This window comes from Colwellia sp. 12G3 (assembly GCF_002836775.1).
Lineage (GTDB): Bacteria > Pseudomonadota > Gammaproteobacteria > Enterobacterales > Alteromonadaceae > Colwellia.
Map to the genome: position 1 here is coordinate 416,329 of NZ_PJAQ01000066.1, position 17,979 is coordinate 434,307.

General features: G+C 37.8%; 10 protein-coding genes. 5 read left to right on the forward strand and 5 right to left on the reverse strand.

Going from position 1 to position 17,979, the window contains the following annotated elements; all coding sequences use genetic code 11:
* Positions 1–34: 34 nt before the first annotated feature.
* Positions 35–1,603, reverse strand: a complete 1,569-nt coding sequence (locus tag CXF71_RS16140; protein WP_101233965.1) for a tryptophan halogenase family protein — start codon at positions 1,601–1,603, stop codon at positions 35–37.
* A gap of 97 nt (positions 1,604–1,700) precedes the next feature.
* On the reverse strand, positions 1,701–4,511 hold the full coding sequence (locus tag CXF71_RS16145) for a TonB-dependent receptor (RefSeq protein ID WP_101233966.1): 2,811 nt from the start codon (positions 4,509–4,511) through the stop codon (positions 1,701–1,703).
* Between the two features lie 589 nt (positions 4,512–5,100).
* On the opposite strand from CXF71_RS16145, the gene pulA reads away from it, so the two are divergent.
* Positions 5,101–8,103 (forward strand): pullulanase-type alpha-1,6-glucosidase, encoded by a 3,003-nt coding sequence (gene pulA / locus CXF71_RS16150; RefSeq protein ID WP_101233967.1) that lies wholly within the window; start codon positions 5,101–5,103, stop codon positions 8,101–8,103.
* A gap of 164 nt (positions 8,104–8,267) precedes the next feature.
* On the opposite strand, the gene CXF71_RS16155 is transcribed toward pulA, so the two are convergent.
* Positions 8,268–9,140, reverse strand: a complete 873-nt coding sequence (locus CXF71_RS16155; protein WP_101233968.1) for a lysophospholipid acyltransferase family protein — start codon at positions 9,138–9,140, stop codon at positions 8,268–8,270.
* Positions 9,141–9,989: 849 nt separating this feature from the next.
* On the opposite strand from CXF71_RS16155, the gene CXF71_RS16160 reads away from it, so the two are divergent.
* Both CXF71_RS16160 and CXF71_RS16165 read left to right on the forward strand, forming a co-directional pair.
* Positions 9,990–11,003 (forward strand): FHA domain-containing protein, encoded by a 1,014-nt coding sequence (locus CXF71_RS16160; protein WP_101233969.1) that lies wholly within the window; start codon positions 9,990–9,992, stop codon positions 11,001–11,003.
* Positions 10,996–13,725 (forward strand): serine/threonine-protein kinase, encoded by a 2,730-nt coding sequence (locus CXF71_RS16165; protein WP_101233970.1) that lies wholly within the window; start codon positions 10,996–10,998, stop codon positions 13,723–13,725. Before CXF71_RS16160 ends, CXF71_RS16165 begins: the two co-directional genes overlap by 8 nt.
* A gap of 48 nt (positions 13,726–13,773) precedes the next feature.
* On the opposite strand, the gene CXF71_RS16170 is transcribed toward CXF71_RS16165, so the two are convergent.
* Positions 13,774–14,169 carry a hypothetical protein gene (locus tag CXF71_RS16170; protein ID WP_101233971.1) on the reverse strand — a complete coding sequence of 132 codons (396 nt, stop codon included), beginning with the start codon at positions 14,167–14,169 and terminating at the stop codon, positions 13,774–13,776.
* Positions 14,170–14,611: 442 nt separating this feature from the next.
* On the opposite strand from CXF71_RS16170, the gene CXF71_RS16175 reads away from it, so the two are divergent.
* Both CXF71_RS16175 and CXF71_RS16180 read left to right on the forward strand, forming a co-directional pair.
* The gene (locus tag CXF71_RS16175; protein WP_101233972.1) at positions 14,612–15,010 is read left to right on the forward strand and encodes a hypothetical protein; all 399 of its coding nucleotides are present in this window, start codon (positions 14,612–14,614) and stop codon (positions 15,008–15,010) included.
* A gap of 123 nt (positions 15,011–15,133) precedes the next feature.
* A complete protein-coding gene (locus CXF71_RS16180) occupies positions 15,134–15,316 on the forward strand; it encodes a hypothetical protein (RefSeq protein ID WP_101233973.1) in 183 nt (60 codons plus the stop codon).
* 297 nt (positions 15,317–15,613) lie between these two features.
* Here CXF71_RS16180 and CXF71_RS16185 read toward each other — a convergent pair whose 3' ends face one another.
* On the reverse strand, positions 15,614–17,977 hold the full coding sequence (locus CXF71_RS16185) for a S9 family peptidase (RefSeq protein ID WP_101233974.1): 2,364 nt from the start codon (positions 17,975–17,977) through the stop codon (positions 15,614–15,616).
* Positions 17,978–17,979 lie beyond the last annotated feature (2 nt).

The following is a 17,979-nucleotide window of genomic DNA, read 5'->3' on the forward strand; positions in this document are numbered from 1 at the left end:
ATTAAATATTTGGAGGGTTATCTAAAGCTAGAACCTACTTTAACGACTGCAAAAACTCATCATGACTTGGTAGTTTATTAACAGTGCCATTGATAAGTGTTTTCAAACTTGCCATTAAATCGGTCAGTTGCTCCTTTGTTAGGGTATCAACTAAAGGGTGGTGGTCGTCAGGAATGTTACCTTGTCCTATCATCACTTGCTGCCAGGCGATTTCGGTAAATAAGTCGTCAGGTTTACAAAATACTTTGCCTGTTTTTTTGAATAACTCAATTTTATTCAGTAATGATTCAGGTATTTCCATACGCTGACAAGCACGCCAAAACTCACTATCACCTCGGTTGTTAAGCTTGTAATGCAAGATAATGAAATCACGAATGCCTTCTAATTCAACTTTAGACTGACGGTTGAATTCATCAACTTCTTCTTGCTGAATGCCATTATGAGGGAAGAACTTCATCAAACGTATAGCGGCAGTTTGAATTAAATGTATATTGGTGGATTCAAGTGGTTCAAAGAAACCACTGGATAAACCAATGGCAATCACATTTTTATGCCATTGCTTTCGGCGACGACCTGTTTTAAACGGAATAACTCTAGGCTCTGCCAGCGGTTTACCGTCAATATTATTGAGCAGCAATTCTTTCGCTTCATCATCGCTCATGTGTTTACTTGAGTATACTAAGCCATTACCTGTTCGATGCTGAAGTGGAATACGCCATTGCCAGCCAACCTTATGTGCGGTGGATCGGGTATAAGGCTCAATAGGCTCAACTTTTTCACAAGGGACTGCGATCGCACGATCACAAGGCAGCCAATGTGAGTAATCTTCATAACCAGTACTGAGCGTTTTTTCGATTAATAACGCGGCGAGTCCGCTGCAGTCGATAAATAAATCACCCTTAATACAACGATCGTTTTCCAATAATACGCTTTCGATAAAGCCTGATTCATTATGCTGATTTACTTGCGTTATAGTACCTTCAATACGTTTAACACCCATACCTATAGCATGTTTACTTAAGAATTTAGCGTATAACCCCGCATCAAAATGGTAGGCGTGGGCGAGTCCTGGCAAATTGGTATTTGGAATATTCCTAATCGGGGCAAACTTATGTTGTTTTGCTGCTTGGTAATTTAGTGAGAAATCCCAAAAGCTCTTACTGCTAATATTAGTACTATCAATATTAGTGCTATCAATTGACTGATTACTGGCGTTTTTATCTAGCTGAGCCCGCAGCCAAAAATGATGAAAGTCACAGAATGGAAATTTTTTACCTATGTTACCAAAAGCGTGCATATAACTATCACCCTCTTGATGCCAGTTATTGAATTCTATGCCTAACTTAATGGTGCCTTGTGTTTCTTTAATAAAAGCCTTTTCATCAATACCAATGGCGCTATTAAAATTAACGATAGGTGGAATAGTGGCTTCGCCAACACCAACAATACCAATTTTGTCAGATTCAACTAGCGTGATATTTAAGGCCTTTCCTAAAGTCTTTGCTAATAATGAAGCTGTCATCCATCCAGCAGTGCCACCACCGACAATAACAACGTTTTGAATCTTATTTTGCGTATGACTTTGACTGTTATTTTGTTGCATTGCACTTTCCTTAACCTGAGCAAAAATATTAATTAATGAAATAAAAAAGCCCTAGTAACACAGGTTCACTAGGGCTTTATTTTTATTTAAATTAAAACTACATTTTGTAGCTAAAACCTAATAAGTAACTACTACCGTAATCTTGGTAATCACGTACTTGTAGTGCATTATCACCTTGTAAAGAAGTGAATGGTTCTTCAGTTAAGTTATAACCTTGTAAGAAGATAGATAAACCATCTAAGCTTTCAAAACCGCCTTCACCAAAGTCATAACCAATTTGTGCATCCCAAATGGTTTCACCCATGATATCAACTTGAACTGTGTCGAAACCTAAGCCGTAAACATCACCTTTAAAGGCACCACGTTTACGCATACTAGCACGCGCTGAGAAACCATTCTTATCATAATAAAAGGTTGCACTGGTAATACTTTCTGATAAACCTGGTAACTCATAGTCATTATCATTTTGATCTTTCATATCAGACTCGATACCCGTATAACTGGCGATAAGTCCAAAGCCATCAAGGTGTTCTGACATCAAGTTGAAAGGTAAGGTTGCAGAAAGTTCATAACCCCAAAGAGTACCGTTACCGCCATTCACTTTACCTGTACCTGTACCCGTAGTTGTTGCTGGTAACTCACCTGTGGCAGGATCGGAAACACCAGTCATATCAACGGCGTAAGTACCATCAAAAATCCAGTTTTTTAAGTCTTTATGAAATAGTGCTACAGAGAAGTAACCTTCATCACTAAAGTAATTTTCATAAGATAAATCAATACCGATAGCTTCTTTTGGTTCAAGTTCAGGGTTACCACCTGAAACACTCCAGTAGTTACCTTCTGCATCAGGTTGCTGGTTGTAAGTAGCATTAAACGAAGCATTCATTTCATCTAAGCGTGCACGAGAAATCGTTTGCGCAGCACCAAAGCGTAACGTTTGAGTATCATCAAGTTGCAATGATAAGTTTATGCTAGGTAAGAAATGACCATAGTCATGACTAACATCTGTTGGCTCTGTAACGACTAATCCATCAATGGTATTAAAGGCGTTGCCTTGTGAAGATTGGTCAGTATAAACATAACGTACACCAACGTTACCCGTAAGTGGTAAACCGGCAATGTCAGTAACAAGCTCAGCTTGTACAAAAGCAGACATTACTTTTTCATTTACAGTCCAAGACTTAGTCGCATGCGTTGAGTTGGTTAAACTTTCTTGTAATAAGTCATAATAACCACCGTTGATTAAACCCATAGTATCGTAGGCTATCATGTCACCCATACCAATAAAGTCTAAGTTTGCAGTGCCTAAACGATATGCTTCAGGTACTGATTGCATACCTGTATTACCACTCGGGTAATCAAAACTGCTTAAGGTCATGAAATAACCTTCAGACTTTTTCGTTTTCTCACGTTCACGGTAAGAAACACCGTAAGTAATATCTGAGATTAAGCCTAATTCAACTTCCTGAGTAGCCGCAAATTTCAAAGAGGTTAACTCATCATCAATATTAGGCGTGTTGACAAAACCATCTTGTAATTGGTTTTCATATTCAGTACCAGTAACGCCATATTTATCATTAAGTGCGCCACTCCAGCCCCAGCTTAATGGACCACCTAATTGAATTAGATCGTAATCGCCATAATCTAGACCATGAGAAAAGGTAGCACCAGTATTGCCTGAGTCAAACGTGTAGCCTAAATCATCAGCTGCGCCACGGCTATCACCACGACCAGTACCAGAATAACTTTCAACACTATAAACTTCACGTTCTACTTTGGAATAACTTGCATCAAAATCTAAGGTCCACTTGTCACTTGCTACCCAAGAGGTATTAAAACCAAATGACATTAATTGCGCATCACGCTCTTCATAGTCATTACGTACTACAACACGTTGGCCTTGAGTAATTGCGCTAGTGACAAAACCTGTTGCTGGATCAATTACCGCGGTATCAGCAGATATACTACCTTGACCCCATGCAAATGGTGTTTCAATACCACGTAAAATTTTAGTATCTAAAAAGTCAACGTAAAGGGCATCAAAAGTAATTTTTAAATCGTTAGACGGCGCAGCTTCTATAACGAGCATGGCAGAATCACGATCTAAAGTAGAAGAACGTACGAAAGGCTTTGCACCACCTAAAATAGAACCTTTTGATCCATCATCATACTCAAATTCTGGGTAACCCCATGAGTTCCAACGCTTCTCTTGGTTTGGTGACGTCATGGTCGTATAAGCAAAAGCAACACCTAAGGTATCGTCTGCAAATTGGTCCATGTAAAAAAACGTGCCTTTTACACCAGCATCGTCACCATCAGGGTTTAATTTATCAAAACTTGTTTTTTCATAGGTACCGTTAAATTGGATAACGCGACCATCTTGATTTAGTGGTTTGATTGTTTGTAAATCAATAACACCTGCAATACCTTCACCTTCTAGGCTGGCATTAGGTGTTTTATAAACGGTAACGCCGCTCATAATTTCAGAAGGGTATAGATCAAATTCAACGCCACGGTTATCACCGATAGACACTTGCTCACGACCATTTAAGGTAGTGCCACTTTCATTTTCACCGAAACCGCGAATACTTACTTTACTTGCACGACCGTCAATACGTTGTGCAGCAAGACCAGGTAAACGGGCAATAGACTCAGCAATAGAAGAATCAGGTAATTTACCTATATCTTCAGCAGAGATTGCTTCAACAACATTAGATGAATATCGTTTTAAGTTGATTGATTCAACCACGCTTTTACGAAAGCCAGTAACTTGAATTACTTCAACTGCTTGTTCAGCAGTTTTGTCGGCAGCTTTAACTTCTTCTGCAGCGAAAGCTTGTGTGCTTAGTGCCATTAAGCCACTTGAAAGTAGCGCTAATGTCATTTTGCTTGGTTTAAAATGTAGCATTGAATATTCTCCCCTAGCCATCCATGATTAATTTTATAAGCTAACTTCCATTTAGCCTAATAATTATATGTTTGTGTTTTATGTGTTCAGTTATGTGCTTGTATGTATCTGTTCGTTGTTATTTGTAAACAACTTTAATATAAAGGGGCAAATTACAGATGAATAGAGGTTGCATACGTATTCAAAGATTAGTTAGGCCCTGTATGTGTATTGAATACGTATGCAACGAGTGTTTTAAAAATAAACAAGTCATTAAGTTGAAAAAGAAACTCCTCACAATAACGGAAATGCTTTGCTGTTTACTTAAAGTGTAAGGCAGTTTTAATGAGTATAGTGCTTTTAGGAAGGAGAGCTAGGCACTAGAATAATGAAAGTTGTAATAGCTATTATGTTTACTGCTATGTTTAACGAAACAACCATTAATACAAAAATATGCTTTGCTCATAAGTCGCTCAGGTATTGAAACTCGCATAGTTGAAGCATCAGGGCTATAGATATTGAATACGTATGTAATTTAGTAAAATCAGTATTTAAATAATAGCTGAACGAGTAAGTTATTATCCATAACAATTTTAACGACGTATTTATTATGAAAATGTCTTCTTTTCCTCGCTCTATCATAAGTTCTAACCATGCTATTTATATTGCACTTTCTGCTTGTTTGTTAGTGAGTGCTTGTGATGAAACAAGCCAAGCTACTCACTCTTCTCAGTTAACTAAGCAGGGCGTTAAAGTCGAAGCTAAGGTCAATGCAATTGAGACAAGTATCTTTAAAGAAAGTGACTTAGCTAATTTACCGAGTGATAGCTCAGCTCATTGGTTAACCACTGAGCTATTGGTGCTGCCAAAATCAGCTGACAACTATCAATATCAGCTACTGAGCAAGCAGTCAGATGGTTTTAATAGCATTGATTTATCACCCGTTAGTCTCCCTGAAAAATTGGCAACAAAGTTTCCCCATTTGGCCGACTTTCAAGTTTTTCAAGTGCAATTATCACCCGAGCAAAGCAAACATTGGTTAAAACAACAAATTGTGGTTGTAGCGATTGATAAAAATGAACATGCTCAAAAAGTTTCCTTTGTTCAAATAGGCGCGGTAATTGATGCGCTTTATACTCAGGGAGATAATGATGCTGATGAAGTGACTGATCTCGGCGCAACCATTGTCAGCAATCATAAAGGCGAGGGGGTTAGTTTTAAGTTATGGGCGCCAACAGCACAGACTGTTTCAGTGCAACTTTTTGATGATAACTTACAAGCCATTACGGGTGGCAAGCTTGAAATGGTAGAAGATGCACATACTGGTATTTGGCACGTTTTAGCGAATAACGAGGCTAACTATGCTTATTATAAATATCAACTTAATGTTTATCACCCTGCATCAAAAAAAATAGAATCATTATCAGTTACAGACCCTTATTCTTTAAGTTTGTCGGTTAATAGTGAGTACTCACAGGTTGTTGATTTGAATGACGCCGTTACCCAACCAGAAAACTGGCTTGTTCAGCCAATACCTACCGTGAAAAATGTCGAAGACAATATTTTTTATGAAACACATATTCGTGATTTTAGTGCCAACGAAAAGCGCCTAAGTAACGCTAACTTCAAAGGGAAATATAAAGCCTTTAGCGAGACGAATTCTGATGGCATGCAACATTTAAAAACACTGCAAGCTGCTGGGTTAAATAATATTCATTTATTACCTACTTTTGATATAGCTACCGTCAACGAAGATGACAGTAATCATCTTGATATTGATGATAATCTGGGGAAAGTTTGCGCCATTACACCGAATACCAGCATCTGTCAGCAACCTTACGATGCAAAACAATCGATAAAATCACGCTTAATGAGTTATGCCGTTGAGGGTGATCAAGCACAGCAACTGGTTAGTGAGTTACGTGAAGTTGATAACTACAACTGGGGTTATGATCCTTTTCATTACACAGTGCCGGAAGGCAGTTATGCCGTTGATGCAAAAGGCGTTTCACGTTTAGTAGAATTTAGAGAAATGGTTCAAAGTCTACATAGCTTAGGTTTTCGCGTGATTATGGATGTGGTATATAACCATACTCATCAAGCCGGATTAGAGCCTAATTCAGTCTTAGATAAAATAGTGCCAACGTATTATCACCGCTTGCATCCGTTAACAGGCGCTATTGAGCAATCTACTTGTTGTGATAATACCGCGACAGAACGTGTAATGATGGCAAAACTCATGACAGACTCGTTAGTTGTTTGGGCTCGCGATTATAAAATTGATGGTTTTCGTTTTGACTTAATGGGGCATCAACCAAAAGATGCCATGTTGGCCGCAAGAGAAGCAGTGCGCCAAGTAGACAGCGATACTTACTTTTATGGTGAAGGTTGGAACTTTGGTGAAGTGGTCAGTAATAGCCAATTTGTTCAAGCCAGTCAATTAGAGCTAGGTGGCAGTGAAATAGGGACTTTTTCAGATAGATTACGTGATGCGGTTCGTGGCGGTGGTAATAATACTCGAGATTCTCAAGGTGTAGGTAATGGGTTATTAACATTCCCGAATGACTCTTTATCTACTGGTGAACAGGCGAATGACAAACAGCGCAACGAAATGCAAAACCAAGCACAGCTTTATGCTGATTATACGTTGCGAATGGATCAATTACGCATTGGCTTAGCTGGCAACTTAATTAACTTCCCGTTAAGAACCCTTAATGGCAAAAAAGTGTTGGGTAAAGATATTCCTTATGGCGATCAGCCAACGGGATATGCGCTAGATCCGGCGGATACCATCAACTATGTTTCCAAACATGATAATCAAACGCTTTGGGATAATAGCCAATACCGTTTACCGTTTAACGTGTCAACAGACGATAGGGTGCGAATGCATGTTCAAAGTTTGTCTTTTGCCTTATTCGCTCAAGGTATCCCTTTTATTCACATGGGCTCAGAGTTTATGCGCTCTAAGTCATTTCTTCGCGACAGTTATGATTACGGTGATTGGTTTAATCGTGTTGATTTTTCCAAGCAAGATAACTTCTATAATGTTGGACTACCACCAGCTGAAAAAGATCAAGCTAACTGGCCGTTAATAAAACAAGTACTTGCCGGTCACCAAGGTCGTGATCAGGTCAATGCTGAGCATATTCAACGCAGTAGTAGCGCTTTTATCGACATGTTAGCAATTCGTATGAGTAGTCCATTATTTAGATTAACCAGCGAACAGAGCATTATTGATAAAGTAAGTTTTCTTAATGCTGGCGTATCAATACAGGGAATAAAGCAGGACAAAAAAGATGGTACAGAGAAAAATTCAGCGCAACAAACTGGCTTGTTAGTTATGTTTATTGATGACAACGCTGGCGAACCAGTTGATGACAAATATCAAGGTTTAATGGTTATCTTCAATACCAGTGCTAAAACACAAACGTTTAGTTATAACTTTAAAGAGGACTTTAACGCTGATGTTGAGTCTAGCAGCACTCAAGGGTATCAATTACACCCAATCCAGCAAGAGGGTACTGATGAAGTGGTTAAACAAAGTACAGTAACTTCAAAAGGCTTTACCGTGCCAGCACTGAGCAGCGTAGTCTTTGTAAAACTTAGACGTTAATAAGCTATCTAGTTTTACTGCTTGGTATCCTTATTTAACCTGAACACATTGTTTGCCTAAATAGCTACTTAGCTAAGGGGATTAAAACTAAAAGGCCCGGTTAACCTATTTTTCAATAGATTAAGCGGGCCTTTTTTATTTCACGTTAGCGTTAATAGCGCTAATTAAACACTCGGTGATAAATGTAAAAAGCAGCCACGACCTGCAAAGGTCAATTGATAGCCTGGTTCACCATTTTTACCACTAGTATGACTTTTCTCTAACAGGCCTTTATCAATTAAATAGTCGAGCATAGTAACTGATAACTCGCCCAGTTTTGCCTTGGCTGTTATTTCAACCTGAGTGGCGACGCCCTTAAAGGAATACATAGCCTTGATTATCTTGGCTTCCACTTCAGATATTTTTGGAATACGACCTGTGTATGCAGGAAATTGGTCAAGAGGAAATTTACCTTGAATACTTTCATAAGAAGCTTGGATGGCTTTTATGTCACTCTCTTTATTTTCTGTTAAAGAAAAGGTGTGAAAAACACCCGCTTCTTTGCTTAAGTAATCTACTTTAGCTAAAAATATAGGTAAGTCGCAGCCTTGAGCTACATGGTAAAAGCCAGTTTTCCATTTAGGTACAGGGCCTCGGGTGCCTTCAGGCGTGAATAAGAAAAACACTCTATTTAGTTTTTGGCTATTAATAAACTGTTTTATTTGCTCAACTTGACCAACGCCTTTTGCCGAGCGATTAATAGGAATAGCGCCAAGATACATCATCCAAGTGCCTAATAGTGGTATCCGACATAAGCTGTCTTTTACCGAAAAGTAGATTTTTACATCTTGTAAAATGGCAGCACCAAGGGCGTAAACAAAATCCCAATTTGAGGTGTGAGGCGCAGCAATCGCAACACCCGCACCTTCAGGCGCCGTTTTACAGAGTTTCCAACCGGCGAGTTTAAACCACAGGGTGAAAATGAATTTTAAAAAATATTTGGTGAAAATACCGTCGAAAATGGTTTTTTCTCGTATGGTGAGCTCTTTTTTAGCCATGATAAAGTCAATGTAAAGTTACTACTGAGATAGCGTAATTGTAGCAGGAAAGTATTGAAAAATATTGATGTAGGAAGCAATTTTGTTAGCTTGTCGATTGATAAGTAACCAAAATATAAACAAGCGTTTGAAATTTATGTTTCATCCTAAATCGCCATAGAAATTTTATTAATAAAAACGGTAGGTTAACTGAGGTTATTGATTAGCAATAGGCCAATGATATGTTGATAAGGTGTTTGAAATAAACTAACTTAAAAGACTGATAAATGTTTATATTTACAATCTCAGTGATAAAACGACTGTATTTAAGCCTTTTGTTAGGGCTAATTGCATATTTTTACCTAAAGAAACTCAGCTAACTGTCCTATTCAGTATGATTTGTCACTTAATCTTGTTGATAATCATTTTTATTAGAAATGTAACTTATTGTTATCGCTTTATAACTTTAGATGTATATACTGAGTGCGTGTTATTGTATTGGTGAGGTTAATTACTTTTTAATTTTTCAAAAAGTGAATATTCACTTGGTATAATGGTAATTTCAAATTATCGTTATAGCCTTTGTGCTACTGATTAAGTGGTTGAAATAAATTACTTTTAATTTTTATGGTTGAAGGTTTATGCTTGTTTGTCGCATAACAATCGTTTTAAATGACTACACCAAGATAAATATATTCTATTTATGGTAATAAACTGAGTAGCTCTCTCTTTATGTAATGGTTAGAAAACGAGAAGATAACTTATCATCTTCACTAGAAGAGTCTCTTGTATTTATATACAATCATATTTCTTTTGCTTTTTTTGCTTTTTTGCTTTTTTGTAATAACTTAACGTATCAATGATTATCTTATGGCTGCTATTTTAAATCTAACTATTAAAAACGAAGCATTACGTTATTTAAATGCGTGTCATTGTTTTGGCCGTTCTCCGACTAATGTTGATACTGTTATTAATGCGCAAGAAGTGTCTCGCATTCATGCAGTCGTTGAATGGAGTAACAACCAATGGCTTATTCGAGATTTGAGCAATAATGGCACTTGGGTAAATAGTCAGAAATTAGTTAAAGATACCCCACATAAACTTAACGTGGGTGATAAGATATTTTTTGCTTCTGGTGAAAGCCACGGTTTTTCGATAGAAGACTTAAGCCCTCCGCAAAATATGTTACTGCCTATTGGCCAAAATGGTGAGCAAGTAACTGACTCACCAATTATATTATCTGATGGTAATTTACTGCCTTCAGAAGACAAACCTGAAATTGCTTTGTTTTATGTGCCGAGTAAAGACCAATGGTATAAAGAATTCCTCATTGATACCGATGGTAGTGCTTATCCGGTGGCAAGTTCAGACTTATTATTTTTCAATAACCAAAAGTGGCAGCTTAAATTAACCCCGTTAACTGAAAATACCGTGCTAATGGCTAAAGCTAAATTGTCGGTTCACCAGATAAATTATCGTTTTAATTTAAGCCTAGACGAAGAAAGTACTGAATTGACGGTTACTACGGATGATGAAAAATTATCTTTAGCAAATAAAGCCCATCATTACTTAACGTTAAGCTTGGCTAGACATCGTGATGAAGATGCGAAAGAAGGCATTGATGCTGATAACCAAGGTTGGCGCTTACCAGAAATTCTTACGAAAGAGTTAGGTTGTGACATCACCTTATTCAACACCCATGTTTGTCGTGCTAAACAGCAATTTAGAGACATGCTTGATGGTGCTTGCGATGGTGATGAGTTAATTGAGCGCAAAGGTAAAAAAATACGCTTTGCCGGCGTTTTTTATCGTATTTATAAAGGCAATGAACTGATCGTTAATCGCGGACAAGATAAAGTATCACTTACGGTATTACATGGATAACAAGTTACCTCATTACAGCCGTGAAAGATTATTGGGTGAAGGTGGTATGGGTAAAGTTTACCTAGCCCAAGACAACCAATTACAACGACAAGTAGCCATTAAAGAATTAACTTATCAGCCTAATGGCGATACGGTTAATCATGCCCTGCAAGAAGCACGTTTATTAGCGCGTGTGAACCATTCTAATATAATCCAAATTTATAATGTCCATGATGAAGGGGATCATATCTCCTTGGTCATGGAGTATTTCAATAGTAAAACATTAACGCAATTTCAACAGGAAAGTTACTGCACTCTGATTCAAAAGCTGGATTTATTACAGCAACTTTCTTCAGGGTTAGCCGCCGCGCATAAAAACGATGTGATTCACTGTGATTTAAAACCAAATAATATATTAGTGAATGAGCAAGGCCAGCTAAAAATCACTGATTTTGGCATCGCTTTGATAGCAAGTAATGAAAACATTACTAATACGCTTGAAAGTAATGAAAAGACTGATAATGCTGAAGGCATTCAGTACGGTAGTTTGCTTTATATGTCGCCAGAGCAAATACAAAGGCAGGCTTTAGATTATCGTAGTGATATATTCTCCTTCGGTATCGTTGCTTATCAATTAATGGTGGGGAGTCATCCTTTTGCTTTGGGTTATAACGGGGGCTCAGCGACAGATATTGCTAATAGAATATGTGAAAGCACGCCAGAACATGCCAAAAACTTAATGTTAAATGCACCGAGTGCGTTAACTGACTTGCTAATGGAAATGTTAATTCAGCCACTTGAGCAACGCACATTAACTGCTAGCGGCATAGAAAATAGATTAAAGCACATTAGAACGGCGCTAATGCAAGCTGAAATAAGTGAGCAAGCAACAATGCCTTTAAGTGAGTTGCCTTTGTCTTCTGGCTCAGTTGGCTCAGTTGGTATAGGCGGTGGTGATACTGCTTCATATACTCAGCCTATTTTGCATACCCAAGCTATTCAGCCTACCCAAGTTATTCAGGAATCTGAAAGCCGACCAATACCTTGGTTTAGGCAGAACAATATTGCCATTACTAGCATGACTATATTCTGTCTTATGATAATTATACTTTATTGGTTTGATAAAACGAATGAAGTTGAAACCAAGCAAGTTGTGATATTAAAGCCGACATTGTCTGATAGCTCATTAATGGCACCTATGCAACAAGATTTAGTTACGTCAGCGGTGGAAGATGCTTTACGCCAAGCAGTAATAAACACTAAAAATATGTATTTAATCTCGCAACGAGAAGTGAATGCTATTACTAAAGAATACCCCGATGATTTGAAGAAGCTAAGGCAAGCCGTAGGTGCCTCAGACATTATTACAACTGCGTTAGAGTGTGATAATAGCCGTTGTAAAGTAAGCTTTTCACGTTTGGTTGCTAAAGCAAATAATAGTGATAGGTTAACGGTAAAGTCAGAGAAAAATTGGCTAGCTCCTGTAGATGAGTTTAATGCCATTTTTAGTACCAGCCAAATGCAGTTTGCCTCGCTCTTTCCTGAACATTCAAAAGTTAACCAATCTGCTTTAGTACAACGACCTATTCACGAAGAGGATTACCGTGATTACATAGCTCTTTATAGCAAAATAAAAGGTCATGGTAATTATAGTGTAGAGAGTTTGAATAAATTAGAGGCGCTGTTAATTCGCTCTCCCTACTTATATGCGGCTTACAGCTTATTTCGAGAAACAGCTCTAAATTTATATAAACATACTAGAGATGAAAGTCATCTTAAACGACTTGAATTAGTACTACAAAATTCACCTCCGGAATATCGTTACAGCGTTTTTTCAGCTATAGACCGTTTTTGGTTGGCCTCCGATAGAGGAAACATGTCAGCCGCGAGACTTCAAGTCAGTGAGGCAAAAAAAAGAGGCGCTGATAACTTAACTATTTTAGGGTTTGAAGCTTTTATGTTTTTTAATACCGGAAAATATCAAAAAGCGGCTGATTCGTACTCTAATGCCTTTAAGCTTAGACCAAGTACTACACTGTTAAACAATCTTGCTTTTAGCTATTGGCGTATGGGGGACTTAATTAAGGCAGAAAGTACATTGAATAAAATGCTAGCCATTGTACCTAATAATTATAAAGCAAAACGATTTCAGGCCAATATCTGGTTACTGCAAGGTAAGCTTGAATTAGCGATTGCAGCATATGAAAAGACAGTAACTAATTTAAACAATGGAACAGATTTAACTAATTTAAGTTTGGCTTACGCATTAAATAAGCAATACGATAAATCTCTTGATTTTGCACAAAAAGCGTTAGATTTAAACCCTCAACATCCTTTTAAATTATTAAATCTAGCCGATATTGAAATGATATTAGGTAATAAAGAGTCAGCAATATCTCACTATCAAAAAGTAATAACTATTTTAATGGGGAAGAATGAAGTCAAGTATTTAACCAATTTAGCGCAAGCTTATGGTCAGTTAAATCAAGCGAACTTAGCTATAGCCGCGTTAAGTGAAGCGCAAGCCTTAGCGCCTGAAAATGGCGAGGTATCTTATAGCTCTGCTATTGTCTATAGCTTGTTAAAAGAGAAAGCCTCCGCTATACATCATGTGAAAGCCGCATTAAAAAATAATGTCGGCGTCGTTTGGTTTAACCTTCCTTGGTTTGATAGTTTATGTCAGGACTACGAGTTTATGCAGTTAATGGTAAAGTATGAAAATTCTGGACGTTGTTTAAATTAAACGTTTAATATTAATTACCAAGTTCGTTAAATAAATTAGTGAATAAAATTAATTCTGAATAATACCACCGCTATCATCAATAGTACCAAACGTAGTCATTTGACCGTACGGTGAAACTTGTTCTTCTTCTACTGTTAATACTTGCGTTGTTTCAACACTTTTAATACTAGCCAATTTCGAAAATATATAATAATTGCTCTCAGCTAAATTTAATAACCTTTCCAACTGCTCTGCATCTCCATCAGCCATTGTTAATAATTGATTAAGTAGTTCAGGGTTTGTTATGGCGATTTCATCTAATCGTTCAATAAGGTCAGGGTTAGTCTCTGCTATAGTGATTAGCATGTCAGTCGAGCTAGTCGTGGTAGCTGCAATGGCGCTAGGTAAATAAACACTGCTCGTAAAAGCCAACAATAGTGATAAAACTTTAATATATTTGTTCATGACGTTTCCTGTTTTGTAACGTAAGTGTTTAGGTAAAATTATTTATTAAATGGGGGATGAGTTCCCTTGAAATCTGGATGTAAATTTATAGGTTAGCTGCTCCTTAAGCCATGACAGCCAATTACAACTGACTTAATGCTGTTGTTTATCTTCTTTGTAACTGTTTTTCTGTCCAATAAGTTGTTGTTAAATCATTGCTTATTATCTTTGGTTTGTTTTTATAAATATTGTCTTAAAAAATAGCCTTAATTTCAGTTTCGTAATGCGGTGTCATTTTTTGAACAATTATCCCGTAGAAATCTCAAAAATCACGCCATGACATTATTTTTGTAATGGCGTGTAATGTTCAATCGTCTTTAATTATGAAATAGTAGTCTGAGGCTAAAAAATCAAAAACCGTCCTGAAACTATTCAAATTTTTAGGGTGAGGAAGACAATTATAATGCATGCGATGTTATCACTAGACTTAGACTTAAATCTTGGCTTAACCCGAGATACTGATACAGCTTCAAAGTCGGAGCTAAGTACTGGTACGCGTGGATTAAAGGTAATAAATATGAATAGTTCAGTGCCATGCAAGCAAGCTCACGCAAGACGAGTAGATGAAAGTTTACTTACAGACTTAGCTGAGCATCAAATGCATGTTAAGGGAGCCCATAAGTGCTGCCAATGTGCATATAACTCTGGATATCAACAAGGTTCATTGTTACAAAAATTCATTAGTTTAGATATTGAAAGTTTAGGTGATTCGCATGCCAGTGCTGATGGTCGCTATAAAAGTATCCATCAAGCTTTTGCTCTAGGCTATAGCGATGGAGTAAATTCGTTTATTCATAGTTAATGGCACTTTTCAACGTAGTTACAGTTACTGAAAGAGAAGCAAAAAAGGAAGTTAAAAGGGGACGGATTGTTATTTTTCCCAATTTTTCAACCGGAGTTATTAATGAAAAAGAGAACAACACTCATGGAACAATCTGGTTTCAACCTAGTTCAAGTCGACTTATCGAATGCAGGTAATAACGCGGTAAGAACATCTTATGAAGTGACCGATCCTATTGAGGATGTTATAGGCCGTTTTGGCAGCTTAAAAGAAGCTCAGAATTTTATTAAAATGTTATGTCTTTTGAACCAGGAGACAGCAATCTAATTACGGGGGTTAATGTACTTTACCTTAACCCTCTACCACCTAGCCAATCGAACAACCACGAAAATACGTCTATTACTCCCCCCCCCGTAAAAACTGCCACCGGACTAACAGTCTGACATAACCTTGTTTTGTTACCTTTATTGTTGTATTTGTATTGTAAGTTATTTGTCATTACAAAATACAAAGATAATCTTAGTGAAGTACTCATACTTATTACACTGTCTAAGTAAGTATTTGAGGGCAACTAGCTAAATACTAGTTGCCCTTTTTTGTAACTTACATTATTCGTGCATAAAGTTATTTAGCCAACAAATGCTCTTTAAAGAACTCAGTTTTCATGGTTTTATAATGCAGTGTCGTGCCTTCACCTTCTTTTAAACTATGGCTTCGGTTCGGGTAAGACATAAATTCAAACTGCTTGTTATGTTCCACTAACTTGTTGATTAAACGCTCACTGCCTTGGTAATGTACATTGTCATCACCTGTACCATGCACGAGTAATAACTTGCCTTGTAAGTTTGCCGCGTGAGTAATAGGTGAGCCTTCTTTATAGCCTTCGGCGTGATCTTCTAATAAGCCCGAATAACGCTCTTGGTAGATAGTATCGTAAAGTAATTGGTCAGCTACGGGGGCTGATGAAATGCCGACATGATATTGCTCAGGGTATCTAAATAACATATTTAAGGTCATAGAGCCGCCACCAGAATGTCCCCAAATACCTACGCGGTCAGTATCAATATAAGACCAACGTTTTGCCATGGCTTTTAATGCATCGCTTTGGTCACGTGACGATAATAGTCCTACGCCACCATAAATTGATTTACGCCATGCTTGTCCTTTAGGTGCACGAGTACCGCGGTTATCAATTGAGGCAACAATAAATCCTTGCTGGGTTAACATTTGATCCCAGATAAAAGCATTGCCGCGCCATTTGTCTTGTACGGTTTGTCCCCACGCTTCACCGTAAACATAGAAGATTATTGGATAGCTTTTGCTGGCATCAAAGTTTGCTGGGCGAGTAATGTAACCATCAAGTACTAAGCCGTCTTGGGCTTCAACTTGGAAGAATTCAGTTTGCGCAAGTTCAAGTTCAGCTAACTTAGCGTTTAACTTGTTATTAGTCATTAAGGTATGTTTTTTCTGATGAACAGCTTTGTCATTAGTACTACTGTCAGATGGAATATTAACTAAGTACTTGCTGGTTGGTTTGGTAAAGCTTGAGTGGCTGTGAATTGCCCAACTGCCATTTTCTGCCATTTGATATTGGTTAAATCCTGCATACTCTGCTGGCGTAACACGTTGGTTAGACAAGCTACCGTCTAACTTACTGCGGTATAAATAGCGCTGTGCAACGTTTGTCGGTGAGGCAATAAAATATAACCAGCCAGATTTTTCATCAACGGCTTTTATGTCGGTGATATCAAAGTCACCTTTGGTTAAGTTAGTCACTGTTTTACCGTCACGTGAAATGCGGTAAAGATGACGCCAACCGCTACGTTCACTCGTCCAAATAAAGCTATTTCCCTTGTCTAACCATCTAGCATCGTCAACAAAATCTATAAAGGTGTCTTCTTTTTCTGTCATTATTAACTTAACTTCGCCGCTATTAGCATTGGCTAGGTATAAGTGATTAATGTCTTGTTTACGGTTAAGGTGTTGTACAAGTATTTCTTGGCTGTTACCTGACCAGTTCATGCGGGGAATGTACATATTTCGTGAATTGTTAGGCAGTTTTGTCCAGGTAGTTTTTTTACTGGATAAATCAACGATACCTACTTTAGCTAACGCATTGTCTTCGCCAACTTTAGGGTAAGGGAATTTGGTGACGGTAGGGTATAACTCATCGGTATTGTTGATCATGATGAAATCTTTACTGCCACTGGTGTCTAGTTGCCAGTAAGCGATTTTTTTACCATCTGGACTCCAACGAAAGCCGTCACGAATCATAAATTCTTCTTCATAAACCCAGTCGAATAAACCATTAATAATGCCATTACCTGCACTGTTGGTTAGTTGAGATATGCTCATGTCATTGAGGTTTTGCAAATAGATATTGTTGTTTAGTACATAAGCCACTTTATTAGCATCAGGAGAAAACTTGGCAAACATTAGCTGGCTATCGGCTACCTCTTTTCCGCCCAATTGGCTAAGTTTGTTATGGGCAAAGTTAAATAACCAATAATCACCACGACTTTTTGAACGCCATACTTTTTTGCTGTTGGTATAAATTAATAATTTACTGCGGTCATCTGAAAAAATGTAGTCGTCTATACTCAGCGGTTCGTCTGCACCAGTAGGGGTTAACTGTTTTGTGGTGACTAACACTTTGCGGGTTAAGGTTTCAGAGTCATATTGTACGATTTCTTTGTCTTTACGCTCGCTGTCAGTGCTTTCTTCTTTATCACTGCCTTTGGGCACTTCTATAGCAAGGTAGCCGCTGCCATCTTTAAGCCAGCGAATTTGACCAACCTTTTCTGATTTAAACGCTTTATTTTGATAAATAGCGTTAAGGGTTAGTTGCGAGTCAGACTTTTTAGTGGCTAACTCACTGTCTTTGCTAGTCGTACTTTGACAAGCAAAAAGCGATAGGGCAACAGCCGAAGTAAGCAGTAGTTTGGCTGCAAGCTTAGCTATTGAAGAGATTAAGTGTTTTTGTCGCATAA